Source organism: Microbacterium sp. ZW CA_36, from assembly GCF_044987475.1.
Taxonomy (GTDB): domain Bacteria; phylum Actinomycetota; class Actinomycetes; order Actinomycetales; family Microbacteriaceae; genus Microbacterium.
The window spans coordinates 71,207-90,333 of record NZ_JBJDRL010000006.1 but is presented as its reverse complement, the minus strand read 5'-3'; the positions used below and the strand labels follow the sequence as shown (position 1 = coordinate 90,333).

Here is a 19,127-nt window from a genome sequence, read left to right as displayed (position 1 = left end):
GGCCGGCGGCGGTCGTTTCAGGTGGCGATGCGGTCGGCGGCCACGATGCCGAATACGAGCGCCTTCGTGAGCGCCGTCCCCGTCATGTACGACGCGCCGTGGAATCCGCCGACGATCTCGCCGGCCGCGCAGAGGCCCTCGATCCGGCTGCCGTCGATCCGTGTCACCGACGTGTCGGGTGCGACGCTCAGGCCCCCGTAAGTCGAGGTCATGGCCGTCACCGCGGGATAGGCGTAGAACGGCCCGGTCGCAACCGGTGCGAGCGCGCCGACCCCGTTCACCAGACCGGCCCTGCCGAAGGGGTCGGCCGCGCGGCCGGCCACGCTGTCGTTGTACTGCCCCACGGTGCGTTCGAGCACGCCGGGAGGCATGCCGACGCGGTGCCCGAGCTCGGACAGGGTCGGCGCGCTCGCCAGATGGCCGAGCTCTTCGATGCGCTCCATGTCCGACAGCGGCACGCCCGGCCTCGAACGTGCCCGCACGCCGGAGTCGAAGATCTGGAAGGCCATCCCGCCGGGCTGGCTCAGCACCGCCGTGCCGAGCACCTTGTACGACTCGGACTCGTCGGCGAACCGCTCGCCGCGGGCGTTCACGAGGATCGCGCCGAGGTAGTTGGCGGTCAGCAGCTCGTGCTCGTCGTCCGTCGCGTCGGCGTGCTGGCCGTAGGTGCCCGCCACGTGACCGATGTCGGCGAGGCCCGCGCCCAGCATCCATGCCATGCGGAGCCCATCGCCGGTGTTGCCGACGCCGCCGTACGGCATTGCCGCGGCCTGGTCCGGTACGAACAGGTCAAGGAGCTCGCGAGAGCGCGAGAAGCCGCCGGTGGTGAGCACGACGCCCGCGTCGGCGGCGATGACGGCACGTCCTGAGCGGATGCCGGCCACCCGTCGCCCCTCGGTGATCAGTTCGTCGGCGGGGTGATCCCGGAGGATGACGGCGCCGGCGGCGAGCGCCTCGTTCTCGAGGTGCGCCAGCAGACGTCGGATGCGCACCAGGTGAGCGCGCGCGATCGTCATGCCGGCACTGACCTTGAGCTCATCCGTCCACGCGTCCGCGCGATCGATCGCCGCGACCGCGTGGGCCTGACCGGCGACGAGGGCTTCGAGCAGCGACGGGTCGGCGAAGCCACCGCCGGCGTCGACCATGTCCGAGAGGAAAACGTCGTCGGCGTCCTCGACTCCCGCCCGGCGCTGGACGGCGGTGCCCGACAGCGCGAACCACCCGCCGCTCATCGCCGAGCTGCCGCCGAGCCGGTCGCGCTTCTCGACGAGGGCGACGCCCAGCCCCCTCGCGGCCAGGCGCTCGGTGGCCGCCAGACCCGCGAGGCCTCCTCCGACGACGATCGCGTCGAACCGCCGCGTACGCGCTGCCGTCATCGGCCTTCCTCCGCCTCCGCTTGCGCGCCGGAGCGGAAGCGCGCGACGTCCACGGTCCGGCCGGTGCGCGCAGCGAGCGACGCCGCTTCGACGAGGGCGAGGGTCCGCGACGCGTCGTCCGCCGACACCACGGGCTCCGCCGTGCCCCGCGCGACCTCGACGAAGTGGTCGAGCTGAGCGGGGAAGGATCCCCGTGGCGCGTAGGGCAGGTAGGTGCGCGAGAGCGGCGAGTGCCAGTCCGCCGGCACCGACGGCGCGTAGGCGTACATCGCGAGATTCGGCACGGACAGCGCGGCACGTGTGCCGACGACGCGGTAGGCGACCTCGTCGGGCAGGAACGGGAAGGCGAGGGTCTCCTCGGTCGCCTGATCCCAGCCCCACGGCGAGACGCCGGCGTCGGAGGCGATCAGGCTTCCCAGGGCACCGCTCTCGAACCTGAGGCTCATCGAGACGGTGTCCTCGACGTCGAGGCCGCGGACATGCGAACTCCGCACCGCCTGGATCTCGGCGACCTCCCCGCACAGGTGCCGGAGGAGGTCCAGATCGTGCACGGCGTTGATGAGCGTGACGCCCGCCCCCGGCTCGCTGTGCCACGGCGCCTCGGTGAAGTACTCGGGCTCTTTGCGAGCCGACCAGAGGGCGCTGACGGCGACGATCTGCCCGAGCTCGCCGGCGCGTATCGCGGCGCGCGCCCGTGCGACCGCCGGATGGTGACGCCGGTGGTGCCCGACGAGCAGCCGCCCGTTCAGCCGTTCGACGGCATCGACGAGGCGGCGCGACTGCGCATAGGAGACGGCGACCGGCTTCTCCAGGAGCACCGCGACCCCGGCTTCGAGGCATTCGACGGCGGTCTCCACGTGCAGGGTGTTCGGGTTGGCGATGATGACCGCATCGAGCTGCTCGGCATCCATCATCTGCGCCGTCGACGAATACGTGGGGCACTCGAGCTCCGCCGGCTTCGCAGCGGGGTCGGCGACCGCCGTCAACATGGCTCCCCGCGCCGCGCGGATGAAGTCGACGTGCTGGCGCCCCATGAACCCGGCGCCGACCACGCCCATGCGAACCGGTGGGGCTGCGGATGCCGTCACGGAGCCTCCCTGCATCGTCGTCGCGGCGAGAGTCGGCCACGAGCGTATGGCACGATGGGCCGACGTGGGCGGATCGTTCCATTCAGCGGTGGGGCCCCCGCTCGGCGCTCCGACCTCATGTTCCATTCGCCGGGACATCGCTTTGCCGGCCGATCGAAGTCCGTAAGAGTCAGCACTGCCACCGGGCCGTACGTGACGGCGTGGTCGACGGGGAACTCGCAGCGCGATCAGAGTCGACCGCACGTCACGCACCGGCTACCGACTGACACGTCAGAACCCGCACGACGACGTGCGCACACCAGAGGAGAGTCCCATGAGCACAGCCCGCTCGAAGCGCCGCGGCATTTTCGCCGCGTCCGCGCTCGCAGCAACCGCTCTCGTCGCCGCCGGCTGCGCCGGCGGCGGCACCCCGGAGGGCACGAACACCGAGTCCGCGGCGGAGAACGAACCCGTCACGCTCACGGTCGCGACGAGCCAGAACGAGGAGACGCCGAACTACTACTGCGGCGTCGAACTCCTCAAGGAACGTCTCGAAGAGGCCGACATCGGCTTCACGGTCGACCTGTACCCCGCGAGCCAGCTCGGCCCCGACGCCGACCGCTTCCCGCTGGTCCAGGCCGGAGACATCGACATCGACCTGCAGGGTGCATCGGCGTTGAGCTCGACGTTCGAGCCGATCGGCGTCGTCGACGCGACCTACGCCTTCGACGACGTCGACCACGCGTTCCAGTGGATCGACGAAGGCTCGGAAGACCTGTTCACGTCGTTCCACGAGTCGACCGGCGTCAACATCGTCGACGGCTGGTTCTTCGGCTCCCGCACCTTCACCACGAAGGACGTCGAGGTGACCAGCCCCGACGACCTCGAGGGCGTGCCGATCCGGTTCCCGAACTCGCCGCAGTTCCTCGCCAACGCCGAGGCGCTCGGCGTGACGAGCCCGGTCTCGGTCGCGGTGGAGGAGGTTTACTCGGCGCTGCAGCAGGGCATCGCCGTCGGCCAGGAGAACCCGATCGTCGCGACGCGGTCGTCCAGCTACGACGAGATCCTCAACGTCGCGGTGCTGAACAACCACAACGTCGGCATCCACTGGATCCTCGTCAGCGACAAGACGTACGAGAAGATGAGCGACGAGCAGGCGGCACTGCTCGAGGAGACCATCCATGAGATCCGCCCCGAGAACGCCGCCTGCGTCGACGAGGCGACCGAGGAGATCCTCGACGAGTACCGCGCGAACGACGCGATGACGGTGATCGAGACGGAGGACATCGACATGGATGCCTTCATCAGCAAGTCGGAGGACTTCTTCAGCGGGTACTTCACCGGCGAGAGCCTGGAGGCCTACGAGGCCATCCGCGAGATGGCGGGCTGACCACTGCAACAAGAAGGGGGTGGGTGTGCGGTGCGCACCCACCCCCTTCGCGTGCGCTCGTGTCCCTTCGCTTGCGCTGGGCGGTCGGTGCGGCCGCGGTCCGCCGTCAGTGCGTCAGTGCCCCCGCTCCGCCGTGAGGCGGCGGCTGAGGGTGACGGCGGCGGCTCGTACCGCGGCCGCGACGCGGTCGGGCTGCAACGCGGCGGCGAGGCCGGCCACGCAGATCGCCGCGGTCGGCGCATCACCCGGAACGAGGATCGGACTGGCGACGGCGGCAGTGCCCGGCGCGCACTCCTCGTGCTCGGTCGCCACGCCGCTGCGACGGACATCGGCGAGCTCGCGCACGAGCGCGGCCTGCTCGACGATCGTGTGCGGTGTCCTTCTCTCCCACCCTCCGGCCGCGAAGCGCGTCACCGCCTCTGGAGGAGAGAACGCGAGGATGCTCTTTCCGAGCGCCGTCGCGTGCGCGGGCAGGCGTCCGCCGATCCGAGCCGGCGACGGCGCGGGAGAGCGCCCGGTGGACGGCGCCCGCAGCATCGCGATGAGGACGACGTCGGATCCGTCGAGCACCGCCAGCTGCACGGTCTGGGCCGTGACGTCCTGCAGCTCCCTCATGACCGGCAGCGCGAGCTGGCGGAGCATGCGCGGCTGCGGCACCGTCTGTCCGAGTTCGAAGAGTCGGACGCCGAGATGGAGCAGCTCGCCCTCCCGATCGAGGAACCGCTGGGCGACGAGGTCGGCGGCGATCCGTGACACCGTCGACTTGGGAAGATTCGCCCGCCGGGCGAGCTCCGAGACACCGAGCCCGTGATCGTCGTCGCCGAAGGCGTCGAAGACCGCGGTCACGCGATCCAGCACGCTGACCGAATCGGTCCAGTTCGCGGTGCGCATGCGCCTACGCCGCCGCCAGTCGGCGGGTGACCGTGCTGCCGGCGGCGCGCACCAGCGGCGAGGCCCGGTCCGGGTCCATCGCGCCACTCGGGCCGGCGATGGAGATCGCTCCGATCACGACGCGGTCGACGGAGAGCACGGGGCTCGCGACGGCGAGTATGCCGGGGTACGACGCCTCGACATCGAGGGCCACCGCCGCATCGCGCACGTGTGCGAGTTCTTCCCGGAAGTGGTCGGCATCGTCGTCGACGAGCGGCGCACTGATCCTGTCGACCACCGTGGGATCGGCGCAGAACGCCAGGTAGGCCTTGCCGCTGGCGGTCGTCAGCGCCGGGGATCGCATCCCGGCGCGGGTCGGCAGCATGGGCAGGCGCCCGGCCACGGCGGCGATGGACACCATGTCGGTGCCCTGCTGCACCCAGAGCCCGACACGTTCGCCGGTGGCGTCGCGCAGATTCCGCAGGACGGGGGCGGCGGCCGCGACCAGCCGGCGAGGCAGGCTGGCGCGCGCACCGAGCTCGAAGAGGCGCAGTCCGAGTGCGACGCCCTCCTCGGTGCGCTCCAGGTACCGCTGCCCGGTCAGCTCGGTGACGAGCCGCGAGACGGTGGACTTGGGCAGGGCGGTCCGGGCGGCGATGTCGGTGATCGTGATCGATCCGTCCGACTCCTTGACGGCATCCAGGATCGCGAAGATGCGGTCGAGCACAGAGACCGGCGCTCGCCCTCGCGAGGGAGTCGTGTTCCATTCGGCGAGACTCATCATCGAGTGTCCTCTCCCAGCAGGTTGAATCGTCGTCGATCGCCCTTGGCTTTCGAACGTACTAGTTAGTACACATCCATGCAATGCTCTAGACAGAATCATGCGGGCACCAGCGCCGGTGGCCGCAGGGAGGTGCCATGCGCACGTCGATCGCCACGGTCTGCCTGAGCGGAACGCTCGACGAGAAACTCGTCGCCGCGAGCGCGGCCGGGTTCGACGGCGTCGAGATCTTCGAGCCCGACCTCATCGCGTCGCCCCGCTCGCCGGAAGCCATCCGCGATCGCGCCGCCGAGCTCGGCCTGACGCTCGATCTGTATCAGCCCTTCCGCGACTTCGAGGGCGTGGGGCCCGAACTCCTCGAACAGAACCTCCGCCGCGCGGCGGCGAAGTTCGCCCTCATGAACCGCCTGGGCATCAAGGCGATGCTGCTGTGCAGCAACGTCGCGACGGCGCGCAGCGGCGACGAGCAGCTCGCCGCAGCCCAGCTCCGCCAGCTGGGAGATGTCGCGGACCGGTTCGGGGTTCGCGTCGCGTACGAGGCCCTCGCCTGGGGCCGGTTCGTGGACGGCTACGAAGCGGCGGCGCGCATCGTGCGGCTCGCCGACCATCCCCGTATCGGCCTGTGCCTGGACAGCTTCCACATCCTGTCCCTGGGCCACAATCCCGAGGCGATCGAGACCATCCCGGCCGAGAAGATCTTCTTCGTCCAGATGGCCGACGCACCGCTGCTCTCCCTCGACGTGCTCTCGTGGAGCCGGCACCACCGGCTCTTCCCCGGTGAGGGCGGCTTCGACCTCGGGACGTTCATGGCGCACCTGGTGCGCACCGGCTACGACGGCCCCGTCTCGCTGGAGATCTTCAACGACACCTTCCGCCAGGCCGACCCGCTGGCGACCGCCATCGATGCGCGACGGTCGCTGCGCTGGCTGGAGCACGAGACGGCTGCGGCCCTGGGCGCCCCTGCCGGCGGTCGCGCCGCGCGCATGTCGACGGCGAGCCTGCCGGCGGTCGATCCCCCCACCGACGTCAACTACGTGGAGCTGCGCACCAGCGAGGTGCCGGAGCTCCGGCGGCTGCTGAGTCAGCTCGGATTCCGACCGCACGGCCAGCACCGCACCAAGCCCGTGGAGCTGTGGACTCACGGCGCCGCACGGGTCGTCCTCGGCGCTCCGGACTCCGGCCGCCCGCAACCGACCGTCGCGGGCATCGGTCTCTCGGTCGGCGATCCGTCGCGCGCACTGCGCAGGGCGAGGGAGCTGTTCGCCCCCGAGGTGCCGCGCACCGAAGGAGAGGGCGACGAGCCGCTGGTCGGAGTGAGCGCTCCCGACGGCTCCGAGGTCTTCTTCGGCGCCGGACGAGGAGCGCAGCCGCGATGGGTGCGCGAGTTCGGCACGCCCGACGGGGACGACGCGGGCATGGTCGAGCGCGTCGACCACCTCAACCTCGCTCAGCCCTGGCAGCACTTCGATGCCGCGGTGCTGTTCTTCCACTCCGTCCTCGACCTGCGCACGGAGGCGTCGGTCGAGGTGGCCGCCCCCGTCGGCCTGGTGCGGAGCCAGGTGCTGCACAGCGCGAACGGCGTGCTGCGGATCGCTTTGAACCTGGTGCCCTCCGGAGCAGGAGAGGACGCGATCCTGCCGCAGCACGTCGCCTTCGCGACCGCCGACGTCCTCGAGCTCGCTCGCGCCGCCCGCGCGCGCGGCTTCAAGCCTCTCGACATCCCGTCGAACTACTACGACGACATCGAGGCGCGCTATCAGATCGACCCCGCGCTCCTGGACGACCTCCGGGAGCTGAACGTCATGTACGACCGCGACGAGGCCGGGGAGTTCCTGCACTTCTACACGCACCCGATCGGGACGGTGTTCCTCGAGGTCGTCGAACGACGGGGCGCGTACTCGGGATACGGGGCGCTCAACGCACCGGTCCGCCTGGCGGCGCAGTACCAGCACCGCCGTGCCGGCGAGGGAGTCCTCGCGTGACGGGGCGCGCCGTCGGATCGACTCCTCACCCGCCCCGCGACCGCTACCTCGTCGGGCTGATCGGCGAAGGCATCACCGCGTCGCTGACGCCCGCCATGCACGAAGCGGAGGCCCGCGCACTCGGCCTCGACTACGAGTACCTCATCTTCGATCTCCTGGAGCTGGGCCGTCCGGCCGAGGACGTCGGCGCCCTCCTCGCCGACGCGCGGTCGGCCGGCTTCGCGGCGATGAACATCACGCACCCGTGCAAGCAGCTCGTGCTCGATCTGGTGGATGAGCTCGACACGGATGCCGCGCACCTGCGCGCCGTGAATCTCGTGGTGTTCGACGCCGGCCGCCTGCGCGGTTACAACACCGACTGGCTCGGCTACCGCGACGGTCTCATCGCGGGCCTGCCCGGGGCGTCGTTCCAGCGGGTGGTGCAGATCGGCTGTGGCGGCGCAGGCGCTGCCACCGCCTATGCGCTCCTGTCGGAGGGCGCCGAACGGCTCGACCTGTTCGACGCCGATCCGAGCCGCGCGGACGAACTCGCGGCCCGCATGCGCAGCCGGTTCCCGACGCAGATCATCACGACGCTCTCGCCCGACGATCTGGCGTCCGCCATCGCGGGCGCGAGCGGGATCGTCCACGCGACGCCGATGGGGATGCTGCACCACCCCGGGATCGCCTTCGACCTCGACCTCCTCCGGCGGGAGGCGTGGGTGTCGGACGTCGTCTACCGGCCCCTCGAGACCGACCTCGTCCGTGACGCCGCGCGGCGAGGACACCCGGTGCTGGACGGAGGGCGGATGGCGGTCGGACAGGCATGCGCTAGTCTCCAGATCATCACGGGCATCCAGCCTGATCGCGACAGAATGCAGCGGCACTTCCGCGGGCTCATCAGTGCCGAGGAGCGGTCAGAGACGGGGAAGGGCGGTCGATGAGCGATCAGCTGAGCGAGGTGCGCGAGACAGCGACCACGGAGCGTGCGGTTCGCACACGGGACGACATCCTCCGGGTCGCCACCGCCGAGTTCGCCGCGAACGGCTACGCCGGCGCACGCGTCGACGAGATCGCCGCGCGCACGCGCACCACCAAGCGGATGATCTACTACTACTTCGGCTCCAAGGAGGGGCTCTACCTCGCCGTGCTGGAGCGGGTGTACGCGCAGATCCGCCAGGTCGAGCGCGGCATCCACATCGAGGAACTGTCGCCGGACGCGGCCCTGCGGACGATCGCGGAGGCCACCTACGATCACCACACGACCCACGAGGCGTTCATCCAGCTGGTCAGCATCGAGAACATCCACCGTGCCGAGCATCTGCGCCAGTCCGAGACCATCCTGCGCGAGAACGCCACAGCCATCACGCTCCTCGAGCAGGTCATCGAGCGGGGCGTGCGCGCGGGCATCTTCCGCGACGACGTGGACGCCGTGGACGTGCACATGATGATCAGCGCCTACGCCTGCTTCCACGTCGCCAACCGCCACACCTTCGCCGCCATCTTCGAACGGGACATGCTGGACCCTGACCTCCAGGACACCCACCGGCGCCTGATCGGCGACATGGTCGTCGCGACGATGACGGCTCGCCGCGGCGGCTGAGCGCCGAGGCGAAGGGTCGTCAGGCCGAGCCGGGTCGGAGCGACGCGAGCCGCCGGGTGAGGGTCGCGGCGGCCGTGCGCAGCGCCTGGGCGACCTGTTCCGCCTTCAGGTCGTCTGCGTCGCCCGAGACCGACACCGCCCCCGCGAGCGCGCCGCCCGGTGCCAGAACCGGGGTCGCCGTGCAGCACACACCGGTCGCGACCTCCCCCGCCTCCGCCGCGAGTCCGCCTCGCCGGATGGCGGTGAGCTGGCGCCGCAGCGCCGCTGGATCGGTGATCGTGTCCTCGGTCCACCACGGCAATCCCGCGGCGAGGACGTCGTCGATGTCCGACGGCGACGCGTGCGCGAGCACCGCCTTGCCGAGCGCGGTCGCGTGAAGGGGCAGCCTCGCCCCGGTGCGGACGGTGGACGGCTCGGGCGCGCGGCCGCGCATGACGGCGATGCAGACCACCTCGCCGCCGTCGCGGATGCCCAGGTGCACGTTCCCACCCGTCTGGTTGCGGAGGTCGGCCATGACGGGGAGCGCGGCGATCCTGAGCTCCCGCGGCTGCTCCGCGAGCTGGCCCAGCTCGAAGAGCCGCAGGCCCAGATGGATCAGCTTGCCGTCCCGTTCGAGGTATCTCTGGCGGATCAGGGTCGCCACCAGCCTCGAGACGGTCGACTTCGGCAGACCGGAGCGAAGGGCGAGCTCGGAGATCCCCATCCCCCTGTCGTCGCCGTCGAACGCCTCGAGGATGCACGTCATCCGGTCGAGGACGCCGACCGCGTCACCGGCGACGTCGGACATGCCTCAGGCCACCTGCAGGGCCAGCCGATGAGTGAGGGCGAGCGCCGCATGGCGCACGAGGGGCGCCATGCGCTTCGGATCCATGTCCGCCACGGGGCCCGCGACCGAGATCGCGGCCAAGGGCAGTCGCTCCGGTGAGAGCACGGGGCTCGCGACCCCCACGACGCCGGGAAAGGTCTCGCAGCGGTCGATGGCCACCGACTCCGCCCGCACGGCGGCGAGCTCCTTCTCGAGAGTGTGCCGTCGGTCGGCATCGAGACCGGTGATCACACTGCCGAGGACCCGCTCGTCGATGGTGAACGCCAGCACGGCCTTGCCGAGGGCGGTCGTCGCAGACGGCACACGCACGCCGGCGCGAGAGGGGACGGGCCGCAATCGGCCGCGTACGGAGATCACCGAGAGCATGTCGCGCCCCTCCTGGACCGCGACGTTGATGTGCTCGCCCGTGGCGTTGAAGAGCTCGGCCAGCACGGGAAGTGCGGCGGCGCTGAGCCGGCGGGGCGTGCTGGCTCGTGCGCCCAGCTCGAACAGCCGCAGGCCGATGGCGACTCCTTCATCGGTGCGCATGAGGTAGCGCTGGCGGACGAGGTCGCCGACGAGACGTGAGACGGTCGATTTCGGGATGCCGGTGGCCAGCGCGAGCTGAGTGATCGTCGTCGAGCCGTGCGACTCGCGGACGGTGTCGAGGATGGCGAGGATCCGGTCGAGCACAGACACGGGCTCGTCTCTGAGGGCGGATCTCATGTGTGCAGTATCCGTCGGCGCGATGGGCGCGGCAAGCGCCGGCGGCGGGACCGCGCCGATGGTTCCACCCAGTGGGACACCGGCCACCGGACAGGTCGCCCGCGTGACGAAACGGGGGCCCGGACGCGTCGTGACGACGTGTCCGGACCCCCGGCCCGCAGCGGGTGGACTCCCGTCCCCGCGGTCAGGTGGTGCAGAACGGCTTGACGCCCATGGCGCTCTCGATGCCCTCCATCACGTGCTGCTGGAAGAACTCGTCGCCGACGAGGGGCGCGTCGGTCCACGCCGCCACGTCGTGACCGAGGGTGGTGAGCCACGATCTGCCGCCGTCGTAGTACTGGCACCAGCTCACCGGGTGGGATTCGCCGTGGCCGGCCACTGTGGCCTCGCTGGTGGCCTGGTCGACCTCGAGCAGGACGTTGACGAAGCTCGGGTACGGAATGAGGTTGTACCACTCGTCCTTGAACGTCCACGTCTCCGGCATGAAGGACGTCGAGACGTCGCGGTTGTTGATCGTCTCGACCGTGCCTTCGCGGTTCGGCCCGTGGTTGTAGAAGTTGGCCCCGCCGAGCAGACCCTCGTAGTACGGCCAGTGATACTCGGCGCCGAAGGCGTTGTGAATTCCGACGAATCCACCCCCACCGCGGATGTACTGCATCAGCGTGGTCTGCGCGGTGTCATCGAGGGTGTCGCGGTTCGAGCCGAGGAACACGACTGCCTGGTAGTTGTTCAGTCGGCTGAAGCTCGCCAGGTCCTCGGTGTAGTCCACCGTGATCCCCCGTTCGGCCGCCCACGCGATCATCGCCTTCTGGGCGACGTTGTTGTCGTTCAGCGGTGGGTTGAGCCCAGGACCGAGCGCCGTGCCGAGATGGGCGTGACGCGGACCGGCGGTGCGGCTCCACACGAAGATGCGCTTCTCCTCGCCCTCCGTCCAGCCGTTGCCCCACTCGTGGTAGCACTCCGGATCGGTTCCCCGGCACACGCCGTAGTCCTTGATCTCGTCGAGGTAGATCTGACTGGCGGTGGCCGGCTGGCCGCCGAGGCCGTTGCCGTTGCCCTTGTCGGCCCCGGCCGCCGTCCCGGCGAGGACGATGCCGGCGCCCAGCGCCGCCGCAGCGACGAGCGCGACGCCGGAGCGTAGTAGCGATCTCATGTGATCTCCTTCGATCATTCGAGGTGGTCCTCGGGGAGTCGAAGCGCGATCGCCGCACTCGGCCGATGACGGCCTCCTGGTCCCGCCTGGGGAGCGGGGAACCCCCGGATCGACCCTCGGGTTGCTGCGAATGTAGGCGGCGCGCCACGGCGTCGGCAACGCGCGTTCCACCCAGTAAGCCAGCCGCCGCTGACCTGCGGTGACGGGCGGCGACTGCACAGGCGGTCGATCGCCGCAACCCCCTCCGGCCGCCGGCGTGGCTCGGGCTAGATTCGCGCCGACGACATGCCATGGGAGGTGCCGCTATGTCGCAACCGTCGCAGCAACAGAACGAATCCGCCACGCAGGAGCCCGCGCCGGCGGACACCGACGACGACTCGCTCCGCATCTTCATCGTGGGCCGCGAGATCGAACCACTGACGGATGCCGCCCTCGAGGACGTGCCCCCGATCGTCCGCCGCGTGCGGCGCAAGGACGAGTTCATCTGGCTGCATCTGCTCGACCCCGAAGAAGACACCGTGCGACGCGCGCGCGACGTGCTCGGCATCCATCCCACCGCCGTCGCCGACGTCGTCTCACGCCGGCAGCAGCCGAAGGTGCAGAAGTTCGACGAGCACCTCTTCGTCATGCTCTGGAACGTGCTCCACACGCCCGACGAAGCGCTCGTGCTGGGCGAGACGTTCCTCTACATCGGCGAAGACTGGCTGCTCACGGTGCAGCGCGGCAACGGCGGCGAGCCGCCCGATCTGCCGGAGCTGCTCGCAGAGGCCCCCGAGCATGCCCGGGCCGACACGATGCCGGCGGCGTACACGATCATGGCTGAGATCGTCGACGGCTATGCCAGCGCTGCGGCAGCCGTCGAGTCCGCCCTCGAAGAGCTCGAGGAGCAGGTCTTCAGCGAGAGCGAGCGCGAGGACCACCACCGCATCTACCGGATCCGCAAGGACATCGGCCGCGTGGACCGGGCGGTGTCGAGCATCGCGGCCGCGCTGCACGAGAGCACCCGGCATCTCGAGACGCTCACCGTCGGCAGCGAGCGCATCCTGCCCTACCTCCATGACATCCTCGACGACGCGGCCGGCACCGCCGCCCTGATCAACAACCAGAGCAAGGGCCTGGATGCGATCCTCTCCAGCTACGAGAACAACGTGGCGGCACGGCAGAACCAGGACATGCGCACCATCTCGGCGTTCGCCGCCCTCCTCGCGGTGCCGACCCTCATCGCCGGGCTCTACGGCATGAACTTCAAGAACATCCCGCTCGTGCAGTGGCAGTACGGGTGGATCGTGATCGGACTGACCATCGTCGTCCTCGATCTGGTGATCTACGGGCTGTTCAAGCGCCGCCGCTGGCTCTGACGGCCGGCGCCGTCACAGCGCCACCGGGATGTTCGACGTCAGGAGCCCGGCATCCACCAGGAACCGCTCGAGCACGACCGTGGCGACCCCGGTGGCCACCGAGTTGCCGCGCACCGTCGAGATCTCCAGCTCGACATCGCGTGCCGAGGCTCCGGGCGACTGCTCGAGCAGGTGCCGGCGCGTGGCCGGCATGAGGTGCTCCCCCAGTGCCCACGTGGTCCAGCCGGTGAGCGTCACGCCTTCGGGGTTGATCACGGCCACCAGGTCGGCGAGCGCCGAGCCGAGGTAGTAGGCGGTGCGGGCGATCGTCTCGGTCACGGCGGGATCTGGCTCAGGCCCGTCGGCGACCGCCGCCAGGGCGAGGATGAAGTCGTTCTGCATGTCGAGGTCGACGAGCGGATGCCCGGGGGCGATCTCGCGCAGCGTCTCCTGGATGCCGGGCGCGCCGATGTAGGACTCCACGCAGCCGCGCCGGCCGCAACGGCAGCGCCGCCCGTCGAGCACCAGCAGCGTGTGGCCCCATTCCCCGGCCGTGTTCGTGGCGCCGCGCAGGATGCGCCCCTCCAGCACGATGCCGGCGCCGACGCCGGTGCCCAGGTTGACCGTGGCGAGGCTCGAGAACCTCCGGCCGCCGCCGAGCCACAGCTCGGCGATCGCGATCGACTTGAGCGGGTTCTCGATCACGAGGGGCAGGCCGACGCGCTCCCGCAGGCGTTCGAGCTCCACTTTCTGCCAGGTCCAGTTCGGCACGACGACGGAGACGCCTTCGGGACCCTGGATGAGCCCGGGCAGGGCGATCCCGACCCCGAGCACCTCGCTGCGCGAGACGCCCGCCGCGTCGAGCAGATGATCCAGCGTGCGACCGATGCCCTCCACGACGGAATCCGGGTCGAGCAGATGCTCGTCGCGAGCGCTCTCGACCGAGAGCACCTCGTTCAGCGCCGTGTCGAACATCACCGCGCGCACGTACGTCTCGGCGACATCGATGCCGACCACGAAGCCGCGGTCGGTGTTCATGCCGATGAGCGCGGTCGGCCGCCCGATCCGCCCGGCCGCCATCTCCTTCTTCTCCTCGATGATCCCCTCGGCGAGCAGCTCGTTCACGACGGTGACGACCGTCGCCGGGCTCAACCCGGTGGACTGTGCGAGGGCGTTGCGCGTCGTCTCGCCGGCGGACAGCACGGCGTGCAGCACGTCGAGACGGGAGTCGCTGCGGATGTCGCGCGAGGTGCGCCGCGGCACGACCATGCCCGACGCGGACGTCGGCATGCGCACCGCCGGGTCGGGACGACCCTGGACCGGACTCGTCGACCGTGTCATGTGGAGCACTCCATTCGCACGTCGGGCAGGCCCGGTGAGCTCAGCACGACGGTCACTGCCCCACCGGACCGGACGAACAGGATCAGTCTCCCGTCGAGCGTACGACGCCGAGGGACGCTGTAGGCGGTGTCGTCGGTGAGATCACCATTCTCCAGCCCGAGCAGCTCCCCGTCGCGCACCTCGGCCGTCACGATTCGTTCGCCGCGCGCCACCTCGCCGTGCTGGTCGCGCAGCGCGCATTCGATCTGGAAGACATCGTCCGCGGCGATGCCCGCGTCGGCGCACCGGTCGGCGAGGCTGCCGGGGGCCCGCCAGAGGGCGGCGTCGAGCCGGACGGCCTCCCCGGCCGGCCCGAGCACATCGCGGGCGACGACCTCGCCGCCGCGCCGCGACTCCAGCACGAGCGTCCCGAAGGGCAGGGCGGTCGCGGCCGTCCAGTAGCCGTTCTCCTCGTCGCGGACGAGCGGGATGCCGCGCCCGTCGCACGTGAGGGTCAGCTCGTCGCCGTTGGCGAAGGCCAGCACCTCGACCGACGCGCCGGCCGCGAGCTCCCGTCCTCGTGAGATCGGATGCGACCAGAAGCTCTTGTCCTCATCGTCGGTGCCGGGCCGGACGGCGAGTCGGGCCACGGGCTCGTCGGACCACCAGCTGCGCCGCAGATGCCAGGTGTCCTTCTCGAATCCCGCGAGCGTCAGCAGCCCCGCCGGCGAGCCGTGCGACGGCCAGCCGCGGGTCTCGCCGAGGTAGTCGATGCCTGTCCAGAGGAACTGGCCGGCCACGTAGTCGTTGCGCTCGACGTGCAGCCAGTCGGCGTAGCGGTGCGAGTTCTCGCTGCCGACGAACGGCTTGTCGGGGAATCGGCGGTGATCGTCCTCGTAGAGATGCTCCTTGTAGTTGTAGCCGACGAGATCGAGGTCGTCGAGGAAGCCCGTCCGGCTCGACAGCTCGGGCAGTGCGGCCGCCAGCGTCACGGGGCGCGTGGGGTCGTTCCCCCGCACGATGGCCGCCAGCCGCTTCGCGATGGTCGTCAGACGGCGGATGTCGGGACGGTCGGGGTCGTAGAGACGCTCGGCCCGCGGCTTGCCGGCGTCGTTGTTGCCGACGGCCTCCTGGAAGAGCGGATGCGCGTAGGGGTCGTTCGGGTAGTCGATCTCGTTGCCGATGCTCCACGCGACGATCGACGGGTGGTTGCGGTGCGCTTCGACCATCGCCGACAGGTCGGCCTCGTGCCAGGCGGGGAAGTCGTGGGCGTAGCCCTCGTGCCGGGGCGGGTAGACGTTGTGCCCCTGCCACCACTTGTTCTTCGGGTTCTCCCACTCGTCGAACGCCTCGTCGATGACATAGAGGCCGAGGACGTCGCAGAGCGCGTACAGCTCGGGGCCGTGGGGGTTGTGCGCCATCCGCACCGCATTGCATCCCATGCGCTGGAGGGCGAGCAGTCGCCGCAGCCACACGCTCGCGGGCACTGCGGTGCCGAAGCATCCGGCATCCTCGTGCAGGCACACCCCTTTGAGCACGCGGCGTTCGCCGTTGATCGAGAAGCCGGTGTCGGGGTCGAACCGGAAGGTGCGGATGCCGACGGTCTCGACCGAGACGGCGCGCCGCGACGTTGCGACGCCCGGCCACTCGAGCGTGGTGGTGAGGCGGTGCAGCCGCGGGTCGTTGTCGGACCACAGCTCGGGATCGGTGAGCACCGTCGTCACCGCGGCGTCGGCCGAGCCGCCGGCGGGCACGTCGACCTCGGTGTCGAAGGAATGGACCCGTCCCGTCGCCAGCGACCGCAGCTCGTGGCGCACCCGCACCGCCGCCGGGGACGTCGTGTCGTTGACGACCGTCTGGACGACGCGGACGGCGGCCTCGGCGGCGTCCGCCGACAGCGTCGTGAACACGGTGCCGTGCTCGCCGACCCGCACCGGCTCATTGACCTCGAGCTCCACGCGCCGCGTGATTCCCGACCCGTTGTACCAGCGGGAGTCCGAGATGTCGGTGTGGTCGACACGGACGCTGACGACCAGGTCGTCGTCGGGCGCGTACGAGAGGATCTCGGTCAGGTCGAAGGAGAACTCCGCGTAGCCCGACGGACGGCCGCCGAGGTGGTAGCCGTTGACCCAGACGTCGGCGTTCTTGTAGACGCCGTGGAACACCAGCCGCACATGCTGCCCATCGGCCGGGCCGAGCTCCGAGATCCGCACGTGAGCCCGGTACCACCCGACGCCGCCGGGGAGGTACCCCGTGCCGCTCGAGTGCGCGGGCGAGAACGCCTGCTCGACGCTCCAGTCGTGCGGCACGACGACACCGCGCCACGACGCGTCGTAGTATCCCTTCGCCGCGGCTCCCGGGTCGTCGGCGAGCGCGAAGAGCCACCGGCTGATCGGAACTGTCTGCATGTGAACCTATTCCTCGTCTGATTCCTCGACCGCGACCGGCTGAGGTGCGTAGGTGTCGAACACCCGGGTGAAAAGGACGCCGGTCAGGAAGGCGATCGCGGCGAAGCCGATCGCGAGCCACAGCAGTCCGTACGCCGTCACGGCGGGGGAGAAGACCGTGACGACGATGGCGAGCCCGATGATCGCCAGGCTCATGATCGCCACCAGCGGATGCCGCCACGACAGCAATCGCGCGTTGCGCAGCACCTCCCGGATGGTGCCCTCGAAGTTGGCGAGATAGGGGAAGACGAACAGCAGGTTCACCGCGAACGCGAACGCCACCAGGTACCAGACGACCAGCAGGACGAGTTGCAGCCCCGCATCCAGCGAGCCGCCGGTGAGGACGACGTACCAGGCGCCGAGGGCGACCGCCACCAGGAGGAGGAGAAGCCCGAGCAGCGTCGCCTGGCGGAAGTTCTGCCGGAACGAGCGGAAGTAGTCGCGCGTCACCGCATCGCACTGGCCGCGCACGATCCGCATCACGGTGAAGTTCAGCGCCGTCAGGGCAGCGCCGAGCGTGACGACCGGGATCGCCGTCGCGATGAACACCAGGTTCAGGATCATCAGGTCCGCGATGCGAGTCAGGAACCGCATCGCTGCGGAGTCCGGTGCGAAGATGCCGCTCATTCGTACTTCCTCTTCAGATCGGTCGGGCGGGCCCACGCAGTGCGGACCCGCCCGACCGTGTCGATCCGATCCTTCGGGCTACTCGGCCCAGGCGTCGATGTCGGCCTGGATCGAGGCACGGGCGTCCTCGTAGCCGGCGTCCAGCAGCGCCTGCCGCATCTCGGCGATCGCCGCGGCCGGATCGTCGAACTTCCCGTACTCCAGCTGCGGGAGGTACTGCGAGAGCACGCCGCCCATCGCCGCCAGCGTCGGGTCGATGGCGTCCTTGTTCAGCAGCAGGGTCGAGTACGGATAGTCCTCGGCCACGGCATCCAGCCCGGCGTAGATCTCCTTGGTCGTGGGCGCATCGGTGACCTTCGTCAGCTCGAGCTCGTCCATGCGGCCGGCCCAGAAGTTCGAGCCCAGCGCATCGGTCGACGAGTCGTAGCCGTCGGGGTAGCCGAGCATGCCGTCGTCGGTAATGACGTAGTCGGTGCCCTCGATGCCGTAGTTGAGGAGGCGGTACGACTCCTCGTCGTTGCGGAGGAGGTCGTAGACCTCGAGCGCCTTCTCGGGGTTCTGCGAGTTCGCACTCACGGCCATCGCGCCGTGGGTGAGGATGTCCTTGAAGACGTTCCCGTTCTCCTGACCCCAGTAGAAGAACTTCGGGTCGGAGCCCTCCTGCTTCTTCGACATGTTGTCGTAGATCTGGCCGATGAAGGTCTGCGTGTGGTGCTGGTCGGCTCCCGACAGGCCGGCGTAGAACTCCTCGCGCGTGTCGCCGTCGTAGTTCAGCGCGTCTTCACGCCAGACGCCGATGTCGTTCCATTCCTTGGCGAGCTCGGCGGCTTCGAGCAGCTCGTCGCCCTCCATGAACCACGAGGTGACGGTCTCGGGGTCCGAAGCGCTCATCTGGAACGGGTAGTAGTTGCCCGAGCTGACCTGCTGGAGGTTCTGCAGGTCGGTGCGGCCCTGCATGTAGCCCTGCAGGGCGGCCTGGTTGTCGCCGGCGACATCCCACGGGTATGCCTCGGGCACGTTGTCCTTGACCCACTGGAAGTACGTCGTGAAGTCCTCGAACTTCGTGATGTCGCCGTTCTCGAAGCCGGCCTGCGTGGCCCAGTCGCCGCGGTAGAAGAAGCCGTGGTTCGTGTACTGGGTGAAGTTGTCCTCCGGGATGAAGTAGATCTGCCCGTCGTCCAGCTTCGTGAGGTCCCAGTGGCCGTCGGCGTCGACCTGTTCCCACGTCTTCGGAGCGTGCTCCTGGAGCATCTCCTCGGTGAGGGGCAGGAAGGCGCCCTTCTCCGCGTTCTCCCACGCGAAGAGCCAGTCGGTCGCCGTCGTGATCAGGTCGACGTTGGAGTCGCCCGACAGCAGCTGGAGGTTGTACTGGGTCTGCCAGTCCGCCCACTCGACGTAGAAGAGATCGAGGGTCGCGTTCGCCTCCTCGGTGAGGCGCTCGTTGAGCTTGTCGAGCATCGCCTCGAGACGCCCGTTGGTGGGCTTGTCGCCGAGCACGAGCATCGTGATCTCGGTGGGCGTGCCGTCGTCGTCAGCCGGCCCGGTGCAGCCGGCGAGGGCGGTCGCGCCCAGGCCGAGAACGACCAGCGCCGCTCCTGCCTTGAAGAGTTTCCTTGCCATGTGAGGCTCCTTCGGCTCTCATTACTCGGTGATTGCAGTGGTGT

General features: G+C 69.8%; 16 protein-coding genes. 5 read left to right on the top strand and 11 right to left on the bottom strand.

Annotated elements, in window-relative coordinates; all coding sequences use genetic code 11:
• Nucleotides 1–17 precede the first annotated feature (17 nt).
• Nucleotides 18–1,376: an FAD-dependent oxidoreductase gene (locus ACI3KX_RS05090; RefSeq protein ID WP_404908327.1), complete on the bottom strand. Its 1,359-nt coding sequence runs from the start codon at nt 1,374–1,376 to the stop codon at nt 18–20.
• Nucleotides 1,373–2,464, bottom strand: coding sequence for a Gfo/Idh/MocA family protein (locus tag ACI3KX_RS05085; RefSeq protein ID WP_404908324.1), 1,092 nt, complete (start codon nt 2,462–2,464; stop codon nt 1,373–1,375). The genes ACI3KX_RS05090 and ACI3KX_RS05085 overlap by 4 nt, the downstream gene beginning before the upstream one ends.
• Nucleotides 2,465–2,777: 313 nt before the next feature.
• Here ACI3KX_RS05085 and dctP point away from each other — a divergent pair, with 313 nt between their 5' ends.
• Nucleotides 2,778–3,833 carry a TRAP transporter substrate-binding protein DctP gene (gene dctP, locus ACI3KX_RS05080; RefSeq protein ID WP_363356695.1) on the top strand — a complete coding sequence of 352 codons (1,056 nt, stop codon included), beginning with the start codon at nt 2,778–2,780 and terminating at the stop codon, nt 3,831–3,833.
• Between the two features lie 114 nt (nt 3,834–3,947).
• Here the strand turns inward: dctP and ACI3KX_RS05075 are convergent, their stop codons facing one another.
• Together ACI3KX_RS05075 and ACI3KX_RS05070 are read right to left on the bottom strand one after the other, a co-directional pair.
• A complete protein-coding gene (locus ACI3KX_RS05075; protein ID WP_404908321.1) occupies nt 3,948–4,724 on the bottom strand; it encodes an IclR family transcriptional regulator in 777 nt (258 codons plus the stop codon).
• A gap of 4 nt (nt 4,725–4,728) precedes the next feature.
• Nucleotides 4,729–5,487: an IclR family transcriptional regulator gene (locus tag ACI3KX_RS05070; RefSeq protein ID WP_363356693.1), complete on the bottom strand. Its 759-nt coding sequence runs from the start codon at nt 5,485–5,487 to the stop codon at nt 4,729–4,731.
• Nucleotides 5,488–5,621: 134 nt separating this feature from the next.
• Here ACI3KX_RS05070 and ACI3KX_RS05065 point away from each other — a divergent pair, with 134 nt between their 5' ends.
• Genes ACI3KX_RS05065 through ACI3KX_RS05055 form a run of 3 tightly spaced genes read left to right on the top strand, consistent with a single transcriptional unit; the run spans nt 5,622 to nt 9,048 of the window.
• Entirely contained in the window at nt 5,622–7,466 is a 1,845-nt protein-coding gene (locus ACI3KX_RS05065) for a bifunctional sugar phosphate isomerase/epimerase/4-hydroxyphenylpyruvate dioxygenase family protein (RefSeq protein ID WP_404908318.1), read from the top strand.
• Nucleotides 7,463–8,389: a shikimate dehydrogenase gene (locus ACI3KX_RS05060; RefSeq protein ID WP_404908315.1), complete on the top strand. Its 927-nt coding sequence runs from the start codon at nt 7,463–7,465 to the stop codon at nt 8,387–8,389. The genes ACI3KX_RS05065 and ACI3KX_RS05060 overlap by 4 nt, the downstream gene beginning before the upstream one ends.
• Nucleotides 8,386–9,048: a TetR/AcrR family transcriptional regulator gene (locus tag ACI3KX_RS05055; RefSeq protein WP_363356690.1), complete on the top strand. Its 663-nt coding sequence runs from the start codon at nt 8,386–8,388 to the stop codon at nt 9,046–9,048. The genes ACI3KX_RS05060 and ACI3KX_RS05055 overlap by 4 nt, the downstream gene beginning before the upstream one ends.
• Nucleotides 9,049–9,067: 19 nt before the next feature.
• Here the strand turns inward: ACI3KX_RS05055 and ACI3KX_RS05050 are convergent, their stop codons facing one another.
• The 3 genes from ACI3KX_RS05050 to ACI3KX_RS05040 all read right to left on the bottom strand — a co-directional run bounded on the left by ACI3KX_RS05050 (nt 9,068) and on the right by ACI3KX_RS05040 (nt 11,732).
• The gene (locus ACI3KX_RS05050; RefSeq protein WP_404908312.1) at nt 9,068–9,835 is read right to left on the bottom strand and encodes an IclR family transcriptional regulator; all 768 of its coding nucleotides are present in this window, start codon (nt 9,833–9,835) and stop codon (nt 9,068–9,070) included.
• A 3-nt stretch (nt 9,836–9,838) separates the two neighbouring features.
• A complete protein-coding gene (locus tag ACI3KX_RS05045) occupies nt 9,839–10,579 on the bottom strand; it encodes an IclR family transcriptional regulator (protein WP_363356688.1) in 741 nt (246 codons plus the stop codon).
• 184 nt (nt 10,580–10,763) lie between these two features.
• Complete coding sequence (locus ACI3KX_RS05040) at nt 10,764–11,732, bottom strand: ThuA domain-containing protein (protein WP_363356687.1); 969 nt, start codon at nt 11,730–11,732, stop codon at nt 10,764–10,766.
• A 305-nt stretch (nt 11,733–12,037) separates the two neighbouring features.
• On the opposite strand from ACI3KX_RS05040, the gene ACI3KX_RS05035 reads away from it, so the two are divergent.
• On the top strand, nt 12,038–13,090 hold the full coding sequence (locus tag ACI3KX_RS05035; protein WP_363356686.1) for a CorA family divalent cation transporter: 1,053 nt from the start codon (nt 12,038–12,040) through the stop codon (nt 13,088–13,090).
• A 12-nt stretch (nt 13,091–13,102) separates the two neighbouring features.
• Here ACI3KX_RS05035 and ACI3KX_RS05030 read toward each other — a convergent pair whose 3' ends face one another.
• The 4 genes from ACI3KX_RS05030 to ACI3KX_RS05015 all read right to left on the bottom strand — a co-directional run bounded on the left by ACI3KX_RS05030 (nt 13,103) and on the right by ACI3KX_RS05015 (nt 19,083).
• The gene (locus ACI3KX_RS05030; protein ID WP_363356685.1) at nt 13,103–14,410 is read right to left on the bottom strand and encodes an ROK family transcriptional regulator; all 1,308 of its coding nucleotides are present in this window, start codon (nt 14,408–14,410) and stop codon (nt 13,103–13,105) included.
• On the bottom strand, nt 14,407–16,797 hold the full coding sequence (locus tag ACI3KX_RS05025) for a glycoside hydrolase family 2 TIM barrel-domain containing protein (RefSeq protein ID WP_404908308.1): 2,391 nt from the start codon (nt 16,795–16,797) through the stop codon (nt 14,407–14,409). Before ACI3KX_RS05025 ends, ACI3KX_RS05030 begins: the two co-directional genes overlap by 4 nt.
• Nucleotides 16,798–16,803: 6 nt before the next feature.
• On the bottom strand, nt 16,804–17,463 hold the full coding sequence (locus tag ACI3KX_RS05020) for a YesL family protein (RefSeq protein WP_404908305.1): 660 nt from the start codon (nt 17,461–17,463) through the stop codon (nt 16,804–16,806).
• Between the two features lie 78 nt (nt 17,464–17,541).
• The gene (locus tag ACI3KX_RS05015) at nt 17,542–19,083 is read right to left on the bottom strand and encodes an extracellular solute-binding protein (protein WP_404908303.1); all 1,542 of its coding nucleotides are present in this window, start codon (nt 19,081–19,083) and stop codon (nt 17,542–17,544) included.
• Nucleotides 19,084–19,127: the final 44 nt, after the last annotated feature.